We start from the raw sequence: 23941 nt of genomic DNA, 5'->3' as shown, positions 1-23941 counted from the left end.
AACGGCTCGGTGGCTTAGCCGCCGAACCGGTCCAGCCAGTGGCGGGCGAGGTCGGAGCGGCGGCAGACCCAGATGTCGGGATTGGCGGTGATCTTGTCGAGGAAGCGATCCAGCCCGACCATTCGCCCCGGCCGCGCCGCCAGCCGGCAATGCAGCGACACCGTCATCATGCGCGGGGTCTTCTGGCCTTCCTTCAGCAGCCAGTCGACGCCGTCGCTGACATAGTCGAAGAACTGGCTACCGGTCTCCAAGCCTGAACCGCGCGAAAAGCGGCTGTCATTGTTGTCGAAGCTGTGCGGCACGACGAGGTGCCGCTTGGCGCCGACATCGACGAAATAGGGCAGGTCGTCATTGTAGTCGTCGCAGTCGAACAGGAAGCCGCCATGCTCGACCACCAGCCTTCTCGTGTTGAGGCTTGGCCGGCCGGTGTACCACCCGAAGGGATCGATGCCGGTGATGTTTCGCACCGTGTCCACCGTCATGGCGATGTGCTGGCGCTCTTCCTCCTCGCTGAGCGGGGCGTAGTCGATCCAGCGCCAGCCGTGGCAGACGATGTCGCTGCCAAGTGCTGCGATCGCCTTGCCAGCCGCCGGGTTGATCTCAAGCGCGCGCCCGACAATGTAGAAGGTCGGGATGACGCCCTTGTCCCGGAACAGCGAGATGAGCCGCCAGACGCCGACACGCGAACCGTATTCATAAAGCGATTCCATGTTGCGGTTGCGCAGGCCCGGCACGGCGGGCGCGACGGCAAGGTCGGACAGGATCGTTTCGGAAACGCCGTCGCCTTCGCCGATCGAGTATTCCGCACCTTCCTCGTAATTGACGACGATGTTGAGCGCCAATTTTGCGCCGCCCGGCCACTCGGCCGGCGGAGGCCGCTCGCCATAGCCGATGAAATCGCGGGCGGGCAGGTACGGTGCGTCTGACGTCATGAAATCCCCTCGGATGAAGCCCTTACCAGCATTGCCGGCCGCGCAGGGCGGTCAGGATACGCAGCGCGCGGTCCATGACTTCCTGCGGCCCGATGGTGATGCGCAGGCAGTCGGTCAGGCCGTAACCGGAGAGGCCGCGCACGATAATGTCGACGCCGCGCAGGGCACTGTCGGCGGCGGCCGCTGCCGCCGCGTCGGCAAAACGGATCAGGACGAAATTGGTCCGGCTCTCGGGGACCTCATATCCGCCGGCTCGCAAGCCTTGCGCGAAGCGGTCGCGAATGTCGGCGGTGCGGGTTACGATTGCGCGCATATAGGCTTGGTCCTCTAGCGCCGCGGCGGCCATGGCGAGGCTCACCGTCGAGACCTGGTTGGAGTTCTGCATCTTGCGCACCTCGGCGGCGATCCGCGGCGCGAACAAGCCCCAGCCGATGCGCGCGCCGGCCAGCCCATATGCCTTGGACAGACTGCGCAGGATGACGGTGTCGCCGCGCCCGGCCAGCGCGAAGACGGCTTGCGGATCCTGATCGTCGAATTCGCCATAGGCTTGGTCGACCATCAGGAGAACGTCGCCGGGAAGGGCGGCGCGCAGGCGCAGCAGCTCCGCGTTCTTGATGCGCGTGCCGGTCGGGTTGCCCGGATTGCAGACGAACACGATACGCGTCCCCGACGTCACCGCCGCCAGGACGGCGTCGATCGAGACCTCAAAGCCGCGCTCCTGCGCTTTGGCATAGGTCGCCCCGACGCGCGCGGCCGCCGAGGCGGCGAAATTATAGGCATAGTCCGTACCCAGCACGTCAGCGCCCGGTCCGGCGAAGGCCGCGATGGTGCAGGCAATTAGCTCCATCGAACCCGCGCCGCACAGGATGAGATCACGCTCGATCCCATAGGATCTTGCGATCGCGTCGCGCAGCAAGGTCCAGTCCGGGTCCGGGTAGAGATGGCTGCGTGCCACAGCGACCCGGCCGGCTTCGATTGCCTTCGGGCTAGGCGGGAAGGCGCTCTCGTTCTGGGCTAGCGTGGGCCGGTCGAAGCCACCGAAATTCGCCAAGGCAAAAGCGGACATGGCCTGGACATGGGTAGTTGCTTTCACAGGCACGGCATATCCATGCAGGTCTGGCGACCAAATTTGTCGGCAAGGTCTTCCGGAACGGAAGCTATGGCACCGCGACCAAGCCGCAAAGCAAAATTAGCCGGTGCAATGACTGCGGGAATCTGGCCCATGGGAGGGGCCATGTCCAGGCTCTTTTCTTGGATCACATAGGCCGGCCTGAAGTCTCCGCTATCGGCGCCTCCGGACCAATCATGTTGTTTTTCAATAACTTAGCGGTTTCGCGGCTTTGTGGCGTCAGATTCAGCTGACTTCGTCGGCCCTGCCGCTGACGCCCGCCTGGATCAGCCGGTCGGCGAGGATCGCCAGGAAGGCGATCGACAGGCCGGCGATCAGGCCCATGCCGGCATCGGCCTTGCCGAGCGCGACATAGACTGCCTGGCCAAGATCGCGCGTGCCGACGAGCGCGGCGATTGCCAGCATCGACAGCGTCGCCATGATGGTCTGGTTGAGGCCAAGCATGACGACCGGCAAAGCCAGCGGCAGCTTGGCCTGCAGCAAGGTCTGCATCGGCGTCGCGCCCATCTGCTCGACCGCCTCGACGACATCGGGACGGACATGCCGCAGCCCGTGCTCGACATAGCGGATCGGCGGCACGATGGCGTAGAGCATGATGGCGATCAGCGCCGTGAACTCGCCCACCTTGAAGAACATCAGCGCCGGGACGAGGAAGACGAATTGCGGCATCGTCTGCAGCGCGTCGCAGATCGGCTTCAGGATATGCGAGACTCGATCGCTGTGCGCCGCCCATGTGCCGAGCGCGCCGCCGATCAGAAGGCAGAGCAGGACCGCCAGCGTGCAGAGATAGAGCGACTGCACAAGTTGCGGCCACAGCCCGTTGACCAGGATCAGCCCGAAGCCGACAAGCGCGAAAAAACCGAGCCGCGGCCCGGCCACCTGGCCGGCAAGCAACGCGACGGCAAGGATGAAGGCAGGCCAGGGGAGATCGAGAAAGCCGGTATAGAGAACAAGGCCGGCGGCCAGCACGGCCAGCGCCCCGCGCCAACCGAAGCCGCGCAGCGCCAACACGGCCAAGGCCAGCACCAGGACGAGATAGGCGGCGAGCACCGAAGATGGCAATGTGAAGCCCCACATTGCCGGCGTCGCCGAGCCGGCAATGCCGACGCGCATCGGCAGAAGCAGGCAGTAGAGCACCGCATTGCGCACGCCGTTGAAGAACCAGGCGTAGTCGCGCACGAGCGCCAGCAGCCATTGGTTGACGGCGCCCATCTGCATGCGCAGACCGGTTTCCGGCAGAAGCGCCGCATCTGGCGCGGCCAATCGGATGACCACGGCGAGAGCCAGCGCACCCGCCAGTGACAAGGCCAACCGGCGCGGCGTCATCCAGCGCATGGCGGGCGTCGGCCCGGTCTCCGGCGCCTTCGCGAAGCCGATGGTGAGGCGGTCGATGAGGATGGCGAGCAGCGCGATGACGAGGCCGGAGAGGATGCTCTGGCCGAACTCGGCCTTGCGCATCGAGGAGAGCACCTCCCAGCCAATATCCTCGAAGCCACCGATAATGGCGGCGACGATGACCATCGACAGCGCCGCCATGGTCGTCTGGTTGAAGCCGACGAGAAGCTGCGGCAGCGCAGTCGGCACCTCGACCTGCCAGAATTGCTGACGGCGTGTGCAGCCGCTCATCAAGCCGGCCTCGCTGATGGCCGCCGGCACACGGTCCAATCCGAGCATGGTGTTGCGGACCATCGGCGGCGTCGCATAGATCGCCGAGGCGATCAGCCCAACCACCGGACCGAAGCCGAACAGGAGCAGGAGCGGAATGAGATAGGCGAAGGCCGGCACCGTCTGCATCAGGTCGAGCGCGCCGAGCAGGACCGGACGCCAGCGCGGGCGGGCGTAACCCAGAAAGCCAAGCAGGAAGCCGAGCACGGTGGAGATCGGCACCGCCAGCAGCACCAGCGCCAGCGTGTTCATGCTCTGCGGCCAGTAGCCGGCGAGCAGGATATAGGCGAGCGTGGCGAGCGCGAAGATCGCCAACCGCTCACCGCCCGACTTCAGCGCAAGGGCGGCGATCGCCAGCATCACCGCCGGCCAGGGCAGCCAGGCGAGCGCCAGCCGCGCGCCGCGCATCGGCGCATCGAGCAAAGCGGACAGCGCCCGGAAGGCTGGTTGGATGACGGCGACGACAATGTCGGTCACGGCGTTGATGTAGGTAGCCAGCGGCAGCGTCCATTGCTTGGGGAAATTGACCAGCCAGGGAAGCTCGGTTTTGAGAAGCAGGCAAAGCGCCGTCAGCACGGCCAGGCCGCACCAAGGCAGAAGCGCCGGTTCCACCACGAACCGCGATGAGGGTCGAAATGCCGCGGCCGGCGCCGTCATGAGTTCTTGCGCCTTGCCTGCTCGCGTTCGAGCACCGCGAGCACGGCGCTGGCGTCGAGCACCGCCGGCGGGCTGTCACCCACCCCGGAAACGGTGAAGGCCGTGGCGCCCGCGGCGAGTTGCGGGATGAGCGCCTCGAGGCTGGTGTCGGCGACGACGCTTCGTTCCGGCAACAGCGCGCCATTGGCGGGCGTGGCGATGTCGCCGGCCGTGATGACGCGCAACAGCGGCATGTCCTCGGTGAACTGCGCGACATAGTCGTCGGCCGGGTTGAGCACGATGTCGGCGGGACGGCCGATTTGCACGATCTTGCCGGCCCGCATGATCGCCAGCCTGTCGGCAAGCCGGAAGGCCTCGGCGATATCGTGGGTGATGAAGATGATAGTCTTCTTCAGCATGCGCTGCAGGCGCAGGAACTCATCCTGCATCTGCTTGCGGATCAGCGGATCGAGCGCCGAGAACGGCTCGTCGAGAAACCAGAGCTCCGGCCCCACCGCAAGCGAACGGGCGATGCCGACGCGCTGCTGCTGGCCGCCGGAGAGCTGGTGCGGGAAGGATGCCTCGCGGCCTTCGAGTCCGACCAGCGCGATCATCTCGCGGGCGCGCGCCTCGCGTTCCTTCGCCGGCTTGCCCTGAATTTTCAGCGGGAAGGCGACATTGCCCAACACGTTCAGATACGGCAGCAGGCCGAAATTCTGGAACACCATGCCCATGGCGTGGCGGCGCAGCTCGATCAGCTCCTTGCCGCTGGCGGCAAGCAGGTTCCTACCGTCGAGCAGTATCTCGCCGGCGCTCGGCTCGACCAGGCGCGACAGGCAGCGCACCAGGGTCGACTTGCCGGAGCCGGACAGACCCATGATGACGAATATCTCGCCGGTCGCCACCTCGAAGCTGGCATCGACCACGGCCGGCAGATGCGCCTCGGCGCGCAGGCGCTCGGCCAGCGCATCGGGATCGATGATATAGCCGCGCGAGTCGAAGTAATAGGCCGGGCGCCGGCCATAGACCTTCCAGACATTTCGGCAGGCAAGCTTTATCGGACGCGCGGCCGTGTTCATCCTCAACCACCCGTGCCGATCGCCCGCCCGGCTCCGCGCAGTGCGGAAACCGGGCCTATGGTGCCCTCAGCCTTTGCCAGGCACATCGGCGAATTATCCCTTGGCGGCGTCGAGCCAAGGTTTCCACACCGTCTCGTTCTTGTCGATCCATTCCTTGACGACGGCGTCGAGATCCTTGCCTTGCTTGTCGACGGCCAGCATCATCTTCTGCTGCTCGGTCGCATCCATCTTGAAGGCCTTGAGGAAGGCGTAAGCCGCCGGCCATTTGGCGCCAAAGCCCGACCAGACGATCTTGTCGACGTCGGGGGGCGTGATGCAGTGCTCGTTGGTCTGCTCCTTGCAGGGCGGCATCGTCACCCAGCCGACGTCGTTCTCGGCCAGCGCGTAGTGCGGACCCCAGAACATCATGATGAGCGGCGTCTTGGCGGCTTCGGCGGCTTCCAACTCGGCCACCAGCGCGCCTTCGGAGCCCGACGGCACAGCGGTGTAGGGCATGTTGTTGTCGGCAAGGATGGTGGCCGCGCGCGAGCCCCAATCGGCCGGGTAATCGAGGAAGCGGCCATTGGGCGCGGTTTCGGGCGTCGCCAATGCCTGCACGCATTCGGGCTTGTTCAGCGCAGTCCAGTCCGGCAGGCCGGGGCAGACCTTTTCCATGAATTTCGGATAGATCCAGCCTTCCTGCGTCTTCAGATCGAGCTTGCCGATGTCCTCGATCTGCTTGGCGGCCAGCACTTTCGGATAGATGTCGCCGACATTGTTCAACCAGATCTCGACCGATGCGCTGAGCGAGCCGTCGGCGAGGCCCGAAAATTGCGGGAAATTGCCGGCGGTGACGTATTCGACCTTATAGCCGAGCTTCTCCAGAAGCTGGCCTGCGATGTGCGTGGAGACGTGCGCGCCCGTCCATTCCAGCATGGCGAGCTTGATCGGCTCGTCCTTCGCGCCAAGATCGGCGCTTTGCCCGGCCGTCGTTGCGGCAAGCATCAGCACGAGGCCAAGACCGCCCCTTGCAAGGCATTTCTTATTTTCATGTCAGTTCCCCTGTCTGTTGATGGTCCTTCCGTCTATGCCGGTCTCCTCCCACGAGACCGGAATCCATCACCCCCCACCGACGCTACCACAAGGCGCCGCCGGTGATCTGGATGTTTTCCATGGTGATCCCCCTGGCGAGGTCCGAGCAAAGGAAGACGGCGAGCGCCGCGATTTCCTCCGGCTGCATCATGCGCCCCTGGGGATTGCCTTTCCTGAACTCGTCCATCAGTTCCTCTGCGCTGCGGCCCTTGCCTTCACGCTCGACGACCTGCGCCACGTTGCGGCGCATCAGCTCGGTCTCAACCCAGGTCGGGCTGATCATGACGCAGGTGACGCCGTGCGCTGCGCCTTCGAGCGCTACGCAACGCGTCAGCCCGAGCAGGCCGGCCTTGGAGGCGCAGTAAGCGGGATTGTCCTTCCAGCCGACGGAAGCCGCGGTCGAGCCGATGTTGACGATGCGGCCCCAGCCGCGTTCGATCATGCCGGGCAGGACCGCGCGGGTCGTACGGAACGCCCCGGTGAGATTGGTGTCGACGATCTTATCCCAGAGCTCGTCGGAATGGCCGCAGACCGGTTGCTCGGCCGTGGTGCCGGCGGCGTTGACCAGGATGTCTGCCGGGCCGACGGCCGCCTGGGCTTCGGCAAAGAAGAGGTTGGTGAGCGCGCTGTCGCGCACGTCGAGATGGGCGGCGTGCACCTTGGTGCCGTGGGCGGCCAGCGCTGACTTGACGCGCTCGATCTCGTCGGCGCCGGGATAGTAGGCGGCATCCGCCCTGTCCGCGTGCGGCGGCGCCACGTAGGAGCCGACGGCGACATTGGCGCCGGCCTTGGCGAGCGCCGTGGCGATGGCAAAACCCATGCCGGAAAAGCCGCCGGTAACGATGGCGCTGCGGCCGGTGAGGTTGGTCATCGCGAACGTGCTCCGTGTTCACACTGCAAGATAGCCTCCGTCGACGATCATTTCGGAGCCGGTGACGAATTTCGATTCGTCCGAGGCGAGGTAGAGGACCATGTAGGCGATGTCGTTGGGTTCGCCGAGGAAGCCGATCGGATGGCGCGACAGCGCCTTCGCCTTCTCCTGCTCGAGCGTGCCCAAATCGCGCAGATAATTCTCGGTCTGCGGCGTCCAGATATAGCCGGGGTGGATCGAATTGCAGCGGATGCCGTAGCGCTGCTCGGCACAGTGTACGGCCACCGCCTTGGTCAAGGTGCGCACGCCGCCCTTGGAGGCGCAGTAGGCGGCAAGATCCGCCTCGCCGATGACGCCGTCGATGGAAGAGAGATTGATGATCGATCCGCCGCCGGATTTCTTCATCAGCTTGATGCCTTCCTGGCAGCCGAGGAAGACGCCGTCGAGGTTGATCGCCATGGTGCGCCGCCATTCGGCTAAAGAGGTATCCTCGATGTTCCGAGCGATGGCGATGCCGGCATTGTTGACCAGCACGTCGAGCCGGCCGAAGCGCTGCTCGATCGCCGCCATGGCGGCAGACCAATCCTCGGGCTTCGAGACGTCATGGCGAAGCGCCAACGCCTCGCCGCCAACTTTGACAATCTGCGCCGCCGTATCGCCGGCGAGCCTCTCGTCTATGTCGCTGACGACGAGCCTGGCGCCTTCCGACGCCAGCAAAAGCGACGACGCCCGTCCGAGGCCGAGACCGGCCCCGGTAACGAGCGCCACCTTACCTGCGACGCGGCCCATTTGCGGCATCAGCCTCCTTTGTTCGACGGCTCCAGCGGCTTGCCCAGCCAATCGCGATAGAACCCTTCGAGATCGGGCTCGAAATCATGCACGATCGGACAGCCGGGCGCGGCCGCCTCGACCTCATGCAGCGTGCCACATTCAGGGCAGATGAATTCGCGGATCTCCATCCAGTCCGGATCCGGCAGATCGCTGTTGGGGTAGATCTCGCGCAGCGTCTCCTCGCTGTCGCGCACGATGATCGCCGCCTTCAGCTTCCAGTTCTTGCGATAATCGCCGAAGGAATGGCCGCATTCGCATTTCGTCACCCGCTCGTCGCCGCTCTGGCAGATGAAGAGATGGTCGCCGACCGGAAGCAGGATCGGATCGCTCCAGCCGACGCGGTCCTGCAGCACCGAGACATATTTGAAGAAGCGGTCGTCGTCCTTGTAGGCGCTCATGATGCGGCGCGTCTGCGGCCAGGGCAGCGTGCCGGCAACCAGGTCGGCGATGACTTCGTTGCTGTATGAGGTCATGGTCCCTTACTCCACGCCGAAGGTCGATTTGGCGTCGACATCCCAGAAGGTCGAAAAATCCTTGGTGAAGCGCGGCGAAAGCTTGATCGCGCTGACATACATCTTCCTCACCTCGGGCGCGAAATCGGCCGCCTTCACCCGCTCGCGCTCCTTGGCGATCCACTCCGAAACCGGCTTTGCACGAGCCAAACGTCGCGCCCGCATCTCGGCACGATGGCGGTTGGTGGCCTCCAGATTGGCGATCGGGAAGCCTTCCTCGTCCTCATCGAGCACGATGCCGAAGATGCCTTCGGCAGCCTCCTTGGTGAGGAAGCCGTTCTCGACATCCCAGGCGGTCTTGACCGGATCGCGCTCGAGCACATCGCCGTAACCGCCGCCGCCATTGTAGGAATGGGTGAAGACGTCGCCGGTTTTGTGGGGTGCTGTGATGTATGGCCCTTCGAGCGTCACATGCTCGCCTTCCAGCCGCATTTCCAGCTCCGAGCGGTACGGGTTGGTGCCGGTGTGGTGGGCCAGCGGCGCGCCATTTTCGGCCAGCTCGAAGATGTTGCTCTCGCGCACTGCGCGGTGCTTCTGGCAGGTCGGCGCCGGATAGCCGCCGCAAAGCCCGCCATTGTCGAAGACGCGCGAGGAATGTTCGGACGTGACCAGCCTGAGATGATCGGTCTTGCTCACCAGCCAGGTCGACAGGAAGGAGCAGCCGCCGCGATATTTGCCGGCGCCGCCGGAGTTGGGGACGATGGAGCGGCCGATATAGAGCATCGGCATGTTCTGTTCCCAGATCTCGATGTTGCCCATATCGGATTCCGGGTTCCAGCCGACATAGGCGGTGTCGAGCCCATCCTTGATGGCTAAAGCGCCGGAGCCGGCGGCGGCGCATTCGAAATGCGCCATGCCGAAGGGCGTGCCGTATTGGCTGGTGCCCCCCATCTCGATCATCGGGCTGTTGACCTGGCCGACAAAGGCCTCCTCGACGAAGCCGCGGGCGATGAAGGAGCGCGACAGGAGCCGCTGGAAGACGCCATAGGCGGGCAAAAGCAACGCCCAGGAAGTCGCCGTCGCCACCATCTCGTTGTCGGGGTTGGTCCAGGTGCCCTTGGGCAGCTTCAGTTCGGTCGCCATCCAGGCGCCGTCATTGACGAGACCTTCGAAGTTCATGTGCTGGGTCAGCGTCACGAACATGCCGCCATCCATGCCGGCCGGCGTACAGTTCATCGAATGGTAGCCCCAGGGCTGCGTGCCCTCGAAGTCCATGACGATCTTGCCGTCGGTGGTGATCTCCATCTCGATCGGCATGTTGTAGAGCCAGTCGGGATCGCCGAGCGGCTGGTAGCCGGGCTTGCCCTTGGTGACGTGCCCGTAAAAAGTGTGGCCGCGATAGATGCCGGGCACAGTGAGCTGGCGCGTGCGGGCGAGCTGGGCGCGGCGGCCCTCCTCGATGAATTCCTTCGACACCTGCATCCAGTAGTCGAGGCCGATCTCGTCGATCAGCGCCTTGACGCTTTCGCGCATGTCGATGCACGACGCCACCTTGGCCTTCTCGTCCAGCACCCAGTAGATCGGCATGCGGAGATTGCGCTCGCAGCGGATGACGTAGTCGCGCCGAAGCTCGTCGTTCTCGCCGACCTTCTCGGCGCAGACGAAGAGGCCCTCGGTGAAACGTTCCTGCGCCAGCGCAACGTCGCCGCCCGGCGTGATGCCGCCGGCTTCGAGCTCGTGGCAGACCGCACCGGCCCAGCCGACGAGCTTGCCGGAATGGAAGATCGGCACCACGTCCATCACATCCGGCACCTGCACGGTGCCGATGAAGGCGTCATTGTTGGCGAAGATGTCGCCATCACGGATCTGCGGGTTTTCCTCGTAGCCGTTGCGGATCATCCATTTGATGAAGCGGCTCATCGTGTGCACATGCACCATGATGCCGTTGGAAAGCGCGATGGCATCGCCTTCCGGCGTGTAGATGGCGACGACCATCTCGCCGACCTCGCGCACGCCGGGCGAGGCGGAGATGCGGCGCGCCATCTCGCGGGCCGATACGCAGTAGGCGCGCAATTTGGTGTGCAGCGTCTCGAATTTCAGCGGATCCTGGTTGCGCAGCTTGAGCTCGGTGATGCCGTCATAGCAGCCGGTCTCGTCCATCAGCCGTTCGGATTCGAGCAGCCTTTCGCGGATGCGCAGCGCAGAGGCGGGTTTGTCCAGCATGGCGTTCGCCCTTCTCAAGCGTGAGTGTAGTGAAGCAGCGTCCATTCATCGACATGGACGCGATCCTGCGGATGGACGACGAGCGTCGTCGCCGGATGTTCGATGATGGCGGGGCCGACAACTTCGTGGCCGGGTTGCAGCAAGTCCATCTCGTAGAGATTCGCCTTGTGCCAGCGGCCCCCGATATAGACCTCGCGCACGCCCTTGTGGGCGGACGCCGGATCGGATTTGCCGAGCGGCCGCTTGACCAGCATCGGCTTGACCTTGTCGGCGGTGGCGATCAGCCCGAGCTCGGTGATCGAGAAGCCGGCCTCGCCATAGCGCGAGACGCGGTGGTTGACCTTGGCATAGACCGCCTCGAACTCGGCGATGACCTTGCGCATGTCGTCGGCCGAGCGAACCGCCGACAGCGGCGCCATGACCTCGACGTCCTCGAGCTGGCCGGTGTAGCGCATCATCAGGAACGGCACGGTCTTGATCTTGTCGTGGCTGTGGCCGTCGGCGATCATTTCGTCGACCGCAGCCTTGGTGAGATCGTCCCAGACATTGGTCACCTTCTTGCCAAAGGTCTGCAATTCGTCATCGCTGGCGCGGGCGCCGATGTCGATCTGCGTCGACACCGAATGGCGGCGCATGAAATCGGCCGTGGTGCAGCCGAAGGCCGAGAAGGCTGCGGCGAACTGGAAGGTGATGATGTCCTTGAAGCCGATGCCCCTAGAGCAGCCGGCGAGATGCAATGGCCCCGAGCCGCCATAGGACAGAAGCGTGAATTCCGAGGGGTGAATGCCCTGGCCGGAGATGACGCGGCGGAGCGCATTGTTAGCGTCGGCCTCCAGCATGTCGATCATGCCTTCGGCAGCTTCCTCGACACCGACGCCGAGAACGCGGGCGCATTTCTCCTCGAAGGCTTTGCGCGCCTTCTCGACCTGCAGCACGACCTTGCCGCCGAGGAAGTAATGCGGGTTCAAGCGGCCGAGGATAGCATCGCAATCGGCGATGGTTGGTTCGGTGCCGCCCTTGGCGAAGCAGATCGGGCCGGGATCGGAACCGGCGCTTTCCGGTCCGAGCGAGACTTTTCGGGTCAGCGGGTCGACCTTCAGGATCATGCCGGCGCCAGCGCCGATCGTGTCGAGATGCAGCGTCGGCACGTTGAGCTTGAAGCGGTCCATCAGCGGCTCGTTCTCGATCCGCGTCTGGCCGCGCGTGATGACGCCCATGTCGAAGGACGTGCCGCCCATATCCGAGCAGATCAGCGAGTCGTTGCCAATCAGCTTGCCGACATAGGCCGCGCCGAGAATGCCGCCGATCGGCCCGGAGATCATCGTCTCGTGCAGGCGCGGATGGTCGATCGAGGTCAGGCCACCGAAGGAGAGCAGCGTCTGCACGCCATATTTGAAGCCGTATTTCTTGGAGACGTCCTCAATGCCCTTGAGCTGCTTGCGGCCGCGCGAAGTGGCGTAGGCCTCGATCAGCACCGAGTTCAGCCGCGACTGCTCGCGGATGACCGGACGCACCTCATGGCTGGTGTAGACGAGGATGTCGGCGCCGGCGGTGGCGATCTCCTCGCGGCAGATCTCGGCAATGCGTTTCTCATGCGCCGGATTGACGTGAGAGAAGATGGTCATGATGCAGATCGCCTCGACCTTGTCGGCAATCAGCTTCTTGGCGGCCGCATGCACCTCGTGCTCGTAGAGCGGCAGGATGACGTCGCCGAACTGGTCGATGCGCTCGGTGACGCCATGGGTGCGGCGGCGCGGCACCAGCGGATCGGGATGGTGATGGGTGACCGCGTGCAGGCGGTCGGCATAGGAATAGTCGGCCCAGGCCTGCAGGCCGCGGCCCATGAGGATCATGTCCTCGAGGCCCTTGGTGGTGATCAGCCCGAGCTTGCGGCCGGTGCGCGACAACAGCGTGTTGAGCATACCGGTGCCGGAATAGAGCACGACATTGACGCCTGAGAACAGGTCCTGCAGCGAGATGCCCCAGGCATCGGCCGCATCCTCGGCGGAGGCGAGGAAGCCCTCGGCCTCGTTCTTCGGAGTGGTCGCCGACTTGCCGATCTTGAAGTGGCCGTCCTGATCGACAAGGATCGTGTCGGTCATGGTGCCACCGGCGTCGATGCCGATGACGATTGGGTTGGTGGTAATCTGGTCCACGGGTCGCTTTCCCTTGCCGAGAGTGACCGCAGGCTAGATTCCCAAAACCGGATCGCGCCATATGCCTAAAGACACAATGACGCTTGAGCCGGGTTCGCCGAGAAAAGGGCATGCGCATGGGCAACATCTGGGCGCCGCTGGCCAAGGCGATCGCCGCCACCGGCACCGACCGGCATGTCGACTGCCTGATCGACCTGATCGGCGCCGACATCGCGCATGACCTGGTGACGGTGACGCGCTACTCGGCGACCAAGACGCCGGAATTCGTCAAGCACCGGCGCTTCTCCGACGAGATGGTGCGGCGCTATCTCGACAATTACTACGTCTTCGATCCGTTCTATGCCTCGTGGCGCAGCCAGCGCCGGCTAGGCATCATGCCGCTGAAAGGTCTGGCCAACGAGGAGGCCAAACGCGGGCAGTACATAGCCGGTTTCCTGGCGCAGTCGGAAATCTGCGACGAGGTCGGCATCATGCTGGCCGATGGCGGCGACTGGTGCCTCGGCATCTTCCTCGACCGCTCGACGGTGTCGTTCAAGGACAGCGAGATCGCGCTGCTCACCGAGCGATTGCCGGTGTTCGAGGCGCTGCATGCGCTGGACATCAAAGCACGCGGCTCAGACTTCTCCCGCACCTCGGCGCCCAGTGGTCCCGGCGCCTCGCCGCAGCAGAAGCCCAGAGTTCCGGAAAGCCTCTGGCCCGAGCTTTCATCGCGCGAGCGCGAGTTGGTGCAGCTCATCCTCGCCGGCCATCCCACCGCCAACATTGCCGAGCGGCTCGGCATCACCGTCGGCACGGTGAAGAACCACCGCCGCCGCATCTATGAAAAGCTCGACATCACCACCGAGCGTGAATTGTTCCTGCAGTTCTTCCAACATCTGGGCCCAGCAGCGTAGCTGACATCGGTCAGGAGCAGCGAATCGCTGAACCGGATCGATTCAATGCTCTTGCGGCCGGATATCGGTTCTGAGCCAGATCACAATGCGAGAATAATGTCCGTTCTTGAAGGTTCGCTGCCCTAAGCTGCCGGCCCGCTTGCGGCCCAAACGCCAACCGCAGCTTATCCTTTGACTTCCGGGGTTGAAACGTCCCTACAGGTTTAGTCGCTGTAAATCTCTCGACCTCGACAAGAACTGACCGCGCGGACGGACCTTGCCCGAGGTGAGAGGTACCTTCATCGCTAGTAAGCTCGGAAGAGAAATCATGTTGACGCTCTGCCGATTGTGATACGGCGCGGCATTCGGCCTGGGTGGCTTGTCACCGGCCTGACGCTTGGAACGAGCTGGTCAGAGATCGGCCGGATATAGTGGCTCTATCAAGCCGGTCGCCGCTGCCCGTGGGGCACGATCGGGTCACTGTGTCCGCCAGTCATACTCTTGCCGGAACCCAAGGACGTCGCGCAGCTTCCGGTTGGAGATCGGTCCCTCAAATGCGTCCATGGCGCGGGTGACCGGTATGTTGGGCACATGCTTCCTGAGAAACTCCGCCGTCGGCAATTCAGACACGATGGTGTCGTTGACGGCGTTGAATATCTGGAATCCCAACCCGTCCCTCTCGACGCACAGGTCGACGATCTGACCGAGATCGCGCACGTCCATATAGGTCCAGGCGTCGCGCCGCCGCTTCGAGGGATCGGCCAGGAATTCCGGAAAGCGGGCATAGTCCTTCGGCTCGACGACGCCACCGATCCGCAGGGCATAAATGTCGGCTCCCGTGCGGGAGGCGAAAGATCGTGCGATTTTTTCGCCGAGCAGTTTGGAGAGGCCGTAGCTGTCGGTCGGATCGACGTCGTAGTCCTCATCCACCGGAAACGATGAGAAGTCGCGTTCGCCTTCGGCAAAGCAGACGCCATAGACCGTTTCGCTGGAAGCCGTGACGATCTTGCGGATACCGAGCTTGGTGGCGGCTTCGATCACGTTGTAGGTCGACTGCACATTGGCGGCGAACATGGCGTTGTCCGGCCGCAGGAATATCCGCGGCAGCGCCGCGAAATGGACCACCGCATCGACCGGCCGGCGGCCCTTGCCGCCGAAATATTCGTTGAACCCGAAATGCAGCGTCAGTGCATTGTAGGCTTCGCCGGCATCCGCAAGGTTGGTAATAACAGTATCGACCCCGGGCATGTCCAACGGCGTCAGGTCGAGGTTGAGAACATGATGCCCGCGCTTTAGAAGGTAAGGTATGACGTGGCGGCCGATCTTGCCGCTGCCGCCGGTGAAAACGATCCGCTTGCCCATGGCCTCCTCCTGACGGTCTCTTTTTGCCGAGCAGCGCAGCGCCCGGCCAGAAGAGTCTTCATCCGATCATCCGCTACTCAAAAATGCCGAAGCCAGGAACCGCGTGCTTGCACACACCATCCATGTCGAGCTCGACGCCGATGCCGGGAACGTCGGACACCGCGATATGGCCGTCCTCGACGATGGACCTTGCGCCGTCCGGCAGGCGGACATAGCTGTCCCACGCGTCCCGTTCCTCGAGCGCGTGCCATTCCAGCACCAGGAAGTTCGGCACGCTGGCGCAGACATGGCATGTCGCCATCGTGCCCAGCGGCGTCGACACAAGATGCGGCGCGAAGGGCACGTAGTACATCTCGGCGAGGTTCGCGATCTTGCGGCTTTCGGCGAGGCCGCCGCATTTCGGCACATCGGGCATGACGACGTCGGCGCCGTAATTCTGGAACAGCTCGCGAAAGCCCCAGCGCAGATAGAGGTTTTCACCGACGCAGATCGGCGTTTTCGTACGCATTCTGATCTGCTTCAGAGCCTCGACATTTTCCGCCGGGATCGGCTCTTCGAGCCACAGAAGATTGAAGCGCTCCATCTCGGCGGCGATGCGGCTGGCGCTCAGCACGTCGTAGCGCGCATGCAAATCGATGCAGAGATCGATGTCGGGGCCGACCGCTTCGCGCACCGCCGCCACACGCTCCACCATGAAGCGGAGTTCCGCGCCGTTGATGGTGTGGTTCATCCGGTCGAATTTCGTTGGATGGTGCAGATTGTCGATGTCGAACTTGAGCGCGGTGAAGCCCTCCTCAACCATGCGGCGCGCGCGCGCCGCACAGCCCTGCGGCGATCCCGATTCGTCATCGCCGTCGCCGCAATCCGCGTAGAGCCTTATCCGGTCGCGGAACTTGCCGCCGAACATGCGGTAGAGCGGCTGGCCGGCGGCTTTCGCCGCCACGTCCCACAGGGCCATTTCGAGCCCGGTGAGGGCGATGAGAAAGACGCCGGCCTGCGCGCCGGAAAACACGTGATCGCGGCGGATCTTGTCCCAGCAATATTCGACATTGCGCGGATCCTGGCCGATCAATTCCGACTTCAGTTCCGAAATCAGCCCCACGATTGCGGCGGCACCTGCATCGGGGTTGGCTTCGCCATAACCGGAGATACCGGCGTCCGTATCGATCCGGATCAGCGTCGCCTTGCCGTGATAGGCGACGACCGCTGTCTTGATATCCACGATCTTCATCGGATCCTTCTCCCCGTAATGGCGTCGCACTTTACAGCACATAATTCTGGCTAAATGCCAACTTGTCTAATAAGCATACAAGATTGCCGAATGGGGCGTAAACCCCCTTTGAGAGATTTTGCGTCAGCCGGCTTCAGAGCCTCCCGCCCTACCTTGAATTATTTGGGAATTTGCGGTTTTTTGGCAACGAATTGCGATTCCCGGAGAACGCACTTGTTAGACGAGTATATAAGCGTATAAATTGGGTAACGGCAGGGCCGTGGCCCATATATGCCGCCAATCGGGAGGAACAGGATGCAACAGCGACAGCTGGGATCGTCGCCGGTCAAGGTATCGGAAATCGGACTTGGGACTTGGGGCATGTCGGGCGCGTTTTGGGGCGCGGCCGACGATAAGGAATCGATCCGGGTGATCCGACGCGCGCTCGAGCTTGGCATCACGCTAATCGATACGGCCGAGGCCTATGGACACGGCCATGCCGAGGAAGTCGTCGGCGAGGCACTGGCCGGCCGCCGCGACAAGGCCGTCATCGCGACCAAGGTCGCGCCCAATCATCTGGAACCCGCCGCGATAGAGGCGGCGCTCGACGGTTCGCTGAAGCGCATGCAGACAGACCATGTCGACGTCTATTTCGTCCACTGGCCGAACTCGCAGTTTCCGATCGGCCCGACCATGGAGATGATGGAGCGGCTGCGCGCGTCAGGACGGATCAAGGCGGTCGGCGTCTCGAATTTCAGCACCGCCGACATGGACAGCGCCCGCCAGCATGGCGTCATCGACGTGCTGCAGCCGCCCTACAACATGCTCTGGCGCGAGGTTGAGGCCGAAACGCTGCCTTATTGCCGCAAGCACAATATCGGCGTCATGCCATACAGCGGCCTGGCTCAGGGACTGCTCACCGGCACGCTGTCACCGGGCACGAAATTCGTCGAGGGCGATGAGCGGCGCACAACGGTGCTGTTCCAGCCGGGCACCTATGAGCGGGCGGTGAATGCCGTCGACCTCCTCAAGCCGATCGCGGCGCGCTACGGCAAGACGGTTCCGCAGCTTGCGATCCAGTGGCTCACCAGCAGGCCGGGCGTCAGCTCGCCGCTGGTCGGCGCCCGCACCGTCAAGGAGCTGGAGGAAAACGTCGAGAGCGCCGGCTGGACGATTCCCGACGCGGACATTGCCGCCATCGACAGGATCACGGCCCCGATCTGGGCGGAAATCAAGGACAAGGGCGACATGTTCGGTTTCCGCGCACGCCAGCGCCAGGAACAACAAGCGAAGAGGGCCTAGGGCCGCCTCTCAATTCAACGCCGTGTCCTCCCGGCACGCTGCGGCGCGGCCAGCGCAAATGCTGGCTGCGCTGCTTCTTCACCGAGGCAAGCCGACCGCTGTGGTTTTCTTGAGGTGCCGGCGCATCGCTTCTTCGGCTCGCTTTTCATCGCGCGCCACGAGCGCCTCGTAGATTGCCCTGTGCATTTCGGTCGCGGAGGGAAGCGCATGGGGCATCTGATTGCTGATGCGCCTGCTTGCCATCTGCCACCATCGGGACGAATACATGAAACGGTCGAGAATCCTGTTCTGCGCCGCGCGGCAAATCTCCATGTGGAAATCCAGATCGAGCTTCAGATAGGCATCCGGATTGTCCTCGCTGGCCGACATCGCCGCCAGCAAGGTGCCAAGACGCTCGAGGTTTTCCTTGGTCATATGCTTGGCCGCGATGGCGGCGATGGACGGTTCGATGATGATCCGCGTAGCGTGCGCTTCGGCCAGGATCTCGCGCATCTGCTCGTGCGGCAGCCAGTCGATGAGCAATGGGCTGAGATAGTCCCACTCCTCGGCTGGACGCAGCACCACGCGCCGGCCCTGCGCGATCTCGATCATATCGAGCGACGCCAGGATCTTCAGCGCCTCTCGCGCGACCGCGCGCGAGACCCCGAACTCCTGAAGGATCTGCTGTTCCGAGGGCCCCTGGGCGCCGGCGACACCGCTGGCGGCGATGCGTCGCGCCAGCACACCAGCTACCTGCTTGGGCAAAGTTTGAAGCTTGACCTCGACGGTATCCATCACTAACATCCACTTGTCTGATAAGCTTATAGGCTGATAGCTAGATATGCAGTCAACTTATCTCATAAAAACGCTCACTAGCCTATAACACGGCCTGCGGAAAGGGATCGAGCGGTGTCCAGTCGCCGTGCCCTCTTGCCGCCGTCCGAGATCAAGATCGATACGCCTTACCAACTGAGGCGTGTTGGAGCGCAAGTGCCCGATCGCCCGGAGGCTCGCAAGCGTCGTCCGGGAACCCATACAGGCAGTCTCGCCGCGGGAGGAGCACGCCGGCGGACTGTCGAGGGCGAAAGTCGTCGGCCGTCCCTGGACGGACCGATCCATCAAACCAGGAGGAGATTGTGATGTCCGGAACCTTATCGAGACGCAAATTCCTTGCCGCGAGCGCGGCGGTGACGGCCGGCTCGCTTGCGGCGCCGTGGGTTGCCAGGGCAGACGCTAAAGAGATCACCGCATTGCTGATCACGGGCGGCCCGCTCTATCCCAAATATTGGGAGAAGATCGTCCAGGACTTCACCGCCAAGACCGGCATCAAGGTTCGCTACGACCTCCTGGAATTCACGCCCCTGACGGCGAAGGTGGTCACGTTGAGCGCGGCACGGTCGAGCCAGTACGATGTCTACAGCACCCACACCGCGCAGATCGATTCCTACTTCAACCATTTCGCGCCGCTGAACAGCTATTTCAGCGACTCCGAGCTGGCAGATTTCTATCCCGTCGCGGTTAAATACCTGCGCGATCCCAAGACCGGAAATCTGGCGGCGATTCCGCGCAACATGGATGCGCGCGTTCAGTATTACCGCAGCGACATCTACCAAGAGAAGGGCCTGAAGCCGGCCGGAACCTGGGAAGAACTCGTCGATGTCGGGCTAAAACTCACTGGCAACGGGCACTATGGCCTTGTCGTGCCGGGGCAGGGGGACCCCGCCCAGCGCACCTTCAGCGACCTGCTTTGGCAGGCAGGCGGTGACTGGGTCGACCAGGCCAACAAGCCGGCGTTCAATTCCGAAGCCGGCATCAAGGCGCTCACCTTCTATCGCGATCTGATCCAGAAGCACAAAATCGTGCCGCCCGACGCCGTTGGCTATCAATGGAACGAGAACTCGACGGAATTCTCGTCCGGCACGGTCTATGCCACTTTCGATTGGCCGGGCGCCTTCGCCACCCTGTCTAATCCGGAAACCTCGCGCGTCGTCGGTAAATGGTCGACGGCGCCCTATGTGCGGGACAAGGAGGCGATCTCATGCGCCATCTCGCATGCCATGGCGCTGAACGGCCAATCCGGACGCAAGGAACCCGCCGTCGAGTTCATCAAATACACGGTCAGTACCGACGCCCAGCGGCTCCAGTTCGACCAGTTCACCAACTTCCCGAGCAGCCAGAGTCTGGCCAAGGAAGTGATCGCTGCGGCCAAGGGCCCGCAGGCCACTTGGCTGCAGCAACTCGAGACGACGATCGCGAACGGTAAGGAATGGCCCAAGCTCGCCGGCTTCTCGAAGGTCTGCACCTTGATGTTCTCGGCCATCGAGCAAGCCCTGTCAGATCAGGTTTCGCCCGCCGACTCGCTCAATCAGGCGGCGAAGGAGGCGGAAGAGATCATGCGCCGGGCCGGAGCTTACGACTGAGAATGGCGGCCGTCGCACAGCACCGGGCGCCAGGGCGCCGGCGACGTTCGCCGCTGCCCTACACCTGGCAGAGAGGTTACCTCCTGGCCAGCCCGGCGCTTCTCGTGATGCTGGCCATCCTGATCTATCCGCTCGGATACTCCTTCGTCATGAGCTTCTTCCGCTGGGATCTGAGCGGGTCGGCGCCATTCATCGGAACGGGAAACTACACCGACGAGCTCTTTGGCCGCCAGTTCAACCAGGCGCTGCGAAACCAGACCATTTTCAGCGTCGTTTCCATCACGATCGAAGTGGTGGCTGGCATGGCGATCGCCGTGCTGGTCAACGGCAAATTGCGCGGCATGCGGCTTGCGCGCACGTTGCTTTTGGTTCCCCCGATGATTGCGCCCGCCGTCGTCGGCCTGAACTTCCGATGGCTGTTCAACACCCAATACGGCTTGGTCGACGCGCTGCTGCGCATGTTCAACCTGCCTGACATTCCGTGGCTCAACCACCCGACCTGGGCGCTCGTCTCGGTGATCGTCGCCGACGTCTGGCAGAACACGCCACTGATGGTGCTTCTGTTCCTTGCCGGCCTGCAATCCCTGCCGCAGGAGCCGCTCGAGGCAGCCACGGTGGATGGCGCGACGCCGTGGCAGCGCTTCTGGCACATCGTTCTGCCGCTGATGCGCCCGGTCATCATGATCGCGCTGATGCTGCGCATCATCGACACCTTCCGCACCTTCGACGTCGTCTGGCTGATGACGCAGGGCGGCCCGGGCGGCGCCACCAATCTGCTCACGGTCTATTCCTACCTGCTGGCGTTTCAGGCGGTGGATTTCGGACACGCGGCGGCGGTCTCCTACATCGCGCTGGGCATGTCGCTGTTCGTGCTCGCCCTGCTCTACGGAGTGCCGTGGCTGATTGCGAAACGGAGGGCGATATGAGCGAAGCCGTCATCGTCAGCGCACGTTCCATGCCAAAGCGCCGGCGCCGCCGGTTCACGGCGGGAATCGCCGGTCAGTATTTGGCGCTAGTCGTCACAGTCGCGCTCACCGTCTTTCCGCTGGTGTGGCTGTTCCTGACCTCGATCCGAAGCTCGGCCGATATCTTCTCGGTTCCGGTGCACATCATCCCCGAGACAGCGACGCTGACACAGTATGTCGCGGTCTTCGCCCAGTACGACACGATGGGCTATGTCTGGAACACCGTCATCGTCTCGGTGGCGACGGTCATCCTTGTCCATCTGCTGGCCATCCCCTGCGCCTATGCGCTGTCGCGCTTCAGGATGCCGGGCGCCATGCTGATCTTCGGGCTGCTTTTGATCATGCGCATGATCCCGGTCATCGCGCTTGCCATCCCGCTCTTCGCCGTGTTCGCCGCCATGGGCCTGCTCGACACTGTCTGGGCGCTGATCCTCAGCCATACGGCCGCCAAGCTGCCGGTTGCCATTTGGCTGCTTCTGGGCTTCATCCAGGATGTGCCGAAAGAGATCGAGGAGGCTGCCCAGTCGGATGGCGCCGGCACCGTGCGCACGCTGGTCCAGATCGTCGCGCCTCTGATTGCGCCGGGCATCGGCGCCAGCGCTGTCATCACCTTCCTCTTCACCTGGAACGACCTGCTGCTCGCGCTAACGCTGACCTCGAGCAAGGCCGCGCAGACGCTGCCGGTCGGTCTCACCAATTTCGTCTCGCAGTTCGGCATCGACTGGGGCGCCATGTCGGCTGCCGGCGTGCTCATGGTCATCCCGACTTTGGTGTTCGTCTGGTTTGCCCAGGGGCTGCTGGTCAAGGGGCTCACGACCGGCGCGGTTCGCGGCTGAACGGCTTCGACTAAGGTTGAATGCAACTGAGTGACGATTAGCGAGGGTTCGCACCTCGCCGCACATTGGAGGAAACGGAATGGAAGCTGACCAGATACCGGCGATACCGGACATTCCCCGGCCGTCACGAGAACTGGTCGACGCGCTGGCGGCGATCGGTTCGGCGACACTGGCCAGCGAGCTTTACCACAAGATGGGCATTCGCGATCCGCAAATCCGTGGGCCGCGTCCGCTGAGGCTCGGCAGCACAGCGGCGGGGCCGGCCCTGACCCTCCAGTGCATGCCGAAGCGCGAGGATCTGTACAACGAGACGGAATACGAGGAGCCGGAGCGGCAACTGCACCGGCACGTGCTTTATCCCACTCAGCCCGGCGACATGGTGGTGGTCGATGCCCGTGGCGATCTAGGCAGCGGTATCTTCGGCGAGATGATGCTGACCTATTTCGCCGGGCGTGGCGGCGCCGGCGTCGTTATCGACGGCTGTATTCGCGATTCCGCCCAGGCGGCGGCGCTCGACATCGGCATCTGGGTGCGAGGCGTCACGCCGAATTTCCATGCCCAGACCAACATCGTTCCCTTCGCCGTCAACGTTCCGATCGCCTGCTCGAACGTGCTGGTCATCCCGGGCGATATCATCGTCGCCGACGACGATGGCGTGGTTGTCGTGCCGGTCGGCCTTGCCCCCAAACTGGTCGAACTCGCCGGCGCGCATATCGAGTGGGAAGAGTTTTCGCGCTTGCGGCTCGCGCAAGGAGGAGACCTGCGGAAATACTACCCGTTGAGCCCCGAGGGCGAGGCTGAATACCGCGCATGGCGGCAGGCTCAACGAAAATGAGCCGTGCCGGTACGGGAGAAGAATAGGTGTCTGCAATCCAGATAGAACAGCTCGGCAAGAGCTTCGGGGCGGTGGAAGTTCTGCGCGACGTCAACATCGAGATCGCCAGCGGCGAGTTCGTGGTCCTGGTCGGTCCGTCGGGCTGCGGCAAGTCGACGTTGCTGCGCATCATCGCGGGGCTCGAAGAGCATACGACTGGCGAGATCCGCATCGGCGGACGCGTCGTCGACGAGATGCCGGCCAAGTCGCGCGACATAGCCATGGTGTTCCAAAGCTATGCCCTCTATCCGCATATGAGCGTGGCCGACAATATGAGCTTCGCGCTGCGGCTGGCCAAGGTTCCCCGGGAAGAGATCGTTTCCAGAGTGAAGGCCGCGGCCGAGATCCTCGGTCTGCAGGACCTGCTCGGGCGCATGCCGCGTCAACTGTCCGGCGGCCAGCGCCAGCGTGTCGCCATGGGCCGCGCCATCGTCCGCGACCCTGCGGCCTTCTTGTTCGACGAGCCGCTCAGCAATCTCGATGCCAAGCTGCGCGTGAAGATGCGTGCCGAGATCAAGAAGCTGCACCAACGGCTGGGACGAACCAGCATCTACGTCACGCATGATCAGACAGAAGCAATGACGCTCGCCGACCGCATCGTGGTGTTGAACAAGGGCCGCATCGAACAGATCGGCACCCCTTCCGAACTCTACGAGAACCCGGCCAATCTGTTCGTCGCAGGTTTTATCGGCTCGCCGGAAATGAATCTCATCAACGGCCGCATCCAGAGTGGCGCATTCATTGCGGAGCAGGGCCTACGCCTGCCCTTGCCTCACGTGGCAGGGGTGGGGGACAAGCAAGGTGTGGTTTACGGGATTCGTCCTCAGCACATCGCTGTCGGAGGCAACCACGCACAGGCGAGAGTCCAGGTTGTCGAGCCGACCGGTGAAGCGCAGGAAATCACCTTGACCGCCGATGGCGTCGACCTGATGGCGGAGATCCGGGACCGGCCGCCCTTCAAGCCGGATCAGGAGGTGAACCTGGAGATCATGATGCATAAGGTACATCTGTTCGACGCCGAGAGCGGCAGGAGGATAAACTAAAGGAGCCTGTCCTTCCGGACTGTCTCCCTTCGA

Annotated in this window: 20 protein-coding genes; 7 read left to right on the top strand and 13 right to left on the bottom strand. The window is 63.4% G+C overall.

What is annotated here, in order from left to right; all coding sequences use genetic code 11:
- Positions 1-14: 14 nt before the first annotated feature.
- The 10 genes from LB552_RS13015 to LB552_RS12970 form a co-directional block, all read right to left on the bottom strand.
- Positions 15-932 (bottom strand): allantoinase PuuE, encoded by a 918-nt coding sequence (locus LB552_RS13015; RefSeq protein WP_224606358.1) that lies wholly within the window; start codon positions 930-932, stop codon positions 15-17.
- Positions 933-954: 22 nt separating this feature from the next.
- Entirely contained in the window at positions 955-2031 is a 1077-nt protein-coding gene (locus LB552_RS13010) for a pyridoxal phosphate-dependent aminotransferase (RefSeq protein WP_224606355.1), read from the bottom strand.
- Positions 2032-2286: 255 nt separating this feature from the next.
- On the bottom strand, positions 2287-4338 hold the full coding sequence (locus tag LB552_RS13005; protein WP_224606352.1) for an ABC transporter permease: 2052 nt from the start codon (positions 4336-4338) through the stop codon (positions 2287-2289).
- Positions 4339-4379: 41 nt separating this feature from the next.
- Positions 4380-5441 carry a glycine betaine/L-proline ABC transporter ATP-binding protein gene (locus LB552_RS13000; RefSeq protein ID WP_224606349.1) on the bottom strand — a complete coding sequence of 354 codons (1062 nt, stop codon included), beginning with the start codon at positions 5439-5441 and terminating at the stop codon, positions 4380-4382.
- A gap of 93 nt (positions 5442-5534) precedes the next feature.
- Complete coding sequence (locus tag LB552_RS12995) at positions 5535-6425, bottom strand: ABC transporter substrate-binding protein (protein ID WP_224606346.1); 891 nt, start codon at positions 6423-6425, stop codon at positions 5535-5537.
- A gap of 130 nt (positions 6426-6555) precedes the next feature.
- Entirely contained in the window at positions 6556-7383 is an 828-nt protein-coding gene (locus LB552_RS12990) for an SDR family NAD(P)-dependent oxidoreductase (RefSeq protein ID WP_224606343.1), read from the bottom strand.
- Between the two features lie 18 nt (positions 7384-7401).
- Positions 7402-8172 carry a glucose 1-dehydrogenase gene (locus tag LB552_RS12985; protein ID WP_224606340.1) on the bottom strand — a complete coding sequence of 257 codons (771 nt, stop codon included), beginning with the start codon at positions 8170-8172 and terminating at the stop codon, positions 7402-7404.
- A gap of 8 nt (positions 8173-8180) precedes the next feature.
- The gene (locus tag LB552_RS12980; protein WP_224606337.1) at positions 8181-8687 is read right to left on the bottom strand and encodes an acetone carboxylase subunit gamma; all 507 of its coding nucleotides are present in this window, start codon (positions 8685-8687) and stop codon (positions 8181-8183) included.
- Between the two features lie 6 nt (positions 8688-8693).
- On the bottom strand, positions 8694-10889 hold the full coding sequence (locus LB552_RS12975; protein ID WP_224606334.1) for a hydantoinase B/oxoprolinase family protein: 2196 nt from the start codon (positions 10887-10889) through the stop codon (positions 8694-8696).
- A 14-nt stretch (positions 10890-10903) separates the two neighbouring features.
- Positions 10904-13045, bottom strand: coding sequence for a hydantoinase/oxoprolinase family protein (locus tag LB552_RS12970; RefSeq protein ID WP_224606331.1), 2142 nt, complete (start codon positions 13043-13045; stop codon positions 10904-10906).
- 110 nt (positions 13046-13155) lie between these two features.
- Between LB552_RS12970 and LB552_RS12965 the strand changes: the two genes are divergently transcribed.
- Positions 13156-13938, top strand: coding sequence for a helix-turn-helix domain-containing protein (locus LB552_RS12965; protein WP_224523141.1), 783 nt, complete (start codon positions 13156-13158; stop codon positions 13936-13938).
- 456 nt (positions 13939-14394) lie between these two features.
- On the opposite strand, the gene LB552_RS12960 is transcribed toward LB552_RS12965, so the two are convergent.
- Together LB552_RS12960 and LB552_RS12955 are read right to left on the bottom strand one after the other, a co-directional pair.
- Positions 14395-15279, bottom strand: coding sequence for an NAD-dependent epimerase/dehydratase family protein (locus LB552_RS12960; protein ID WP_224523139.1), 885 nt, complete (start codon positions 15277-15279; stop codon positions 14395-14397).
- 73 nt (positions 15280-15352) lie between these two features.
- Positions 15353-16510, bottom strand: a complete 1158-nt coding sequence (locus LB552_RS12955; RefSeq protein ID WP_224523138.1) for a mandelate racemase/muconate lactonizing enzyme family protein — start codon at positions 16508-16510, stop codon at positions 15353-15355.
- A 294-nt stretch (positions 16511-16804) separates the two neighbouring features.
- Between LB552_RS12955 and LB552_RS12950 the strand changes: the two genes are divergently transcribed.
- The gene (locus LB552_RS12950) at positions 16805-17791 is read left to right on the top strand and encodes an aldo/keto reductase (protein WP_224523136.1); all 987 of its coding nucleotides are present in this window, start codon (positions 16805-16807) and stop codon (positions 17789-17791) included.
- Positions 17792-17869: 78 nt separating this feature from the next.
- Here LB552_RS12950 and LB552_RS12945 read toward each other — a convergent pair whose 3' ends face one another.
- Positions 17870-18565 carry a FadR/GntR family transcriptional regulator gene (locus LB552_RS12945; protein WP_224606327.1) on the bottom strand — a complete coding sequence of 232 codons (696 nt, stop codon included), beginning with the start codon at positions 18563-18565 and terminating at the stop codon, positions 17870-17872.
- A 344-nt stretch (positions 18566-18909) separates the two neighbouring features.
- Here LB552_RS12945 and LB552_RS12940 point away from each other — a divergent pair, with 344 nt between their 5' ends.
- The 5 genes from LB552_RS12940 (at position 18910) to LB552_RS12920 (ending at position 23908) form a co-directional block, all read left to right on the top strand.
- Positions 18910-20190, top strand: a complete 1281-nt coding sequence (locus LB552_RS12940) for an ABC transporter substrate-binding protein (protein ID WP_224523132.1) — start codon at positions 18910-18912, stop codon at positions 20188-20190.
- Positions 20191-20192: 2 nt separating this feature from the next.
- Positions 20193-21116, top strand: coding sequence for a carbohydrate ABC transporter permease (locus LB552_RS12935; protein ID WP_224523131.1), 924 nt, complete (start codon positions 20193-20195; stop codon positions 21114-21116).
- On the top strand, positions 21113-21991 hold the full coding sequence (locus tag LB552_RS12930; RefSeq protein WP_140839207.1) for a carbohydrate ABC transporter permease: 879 nt from the start codon (positions 21113-21115) through the stop codon (positions 21989-21991). The genes LB552_RS12935 and LB552_RS12930 overlap by 4 nt, the downstream gene beginning before the upstream one ends.
- A 94-nt stretch (positions 21992-22085) precedes the next feature.
- Entirely contained in the window at positions 22086-22826 is a 741-nt protein-coding gene (locus LB552_RS12925) for a ribonuclease activity regulator RraA (protein ID WP_181174716.1), read from the top strand.
- A gap of 26 nt (positions 22827-22852) precedes the next feature.
- Positions 22853-23908 (top strand): ABC transporter ATP-binding protein, encoded by a 1056-nt coding sequence (locus LB552_RS12920; RefSeq protein ID WP_140839203.1) that lies wholly within the window; start codon positions 22853-22855, stop codon positions 23906-23908.
- Positions 23909-23941: the final 33 nt, after the last annotated feature.

It is taken from the genome of Mesorhizobium sp. CA7, from assembly GCF_020165015.1.
Lineage (GTDB): Bacteria > Pseudomonadota > Alphaproteobacteria > Rhizobiales > Rhizobiaceae > Mesorhizobium.
This window is presented reverse-complemented; position numbering and strand designations above follow the sequence as displayed.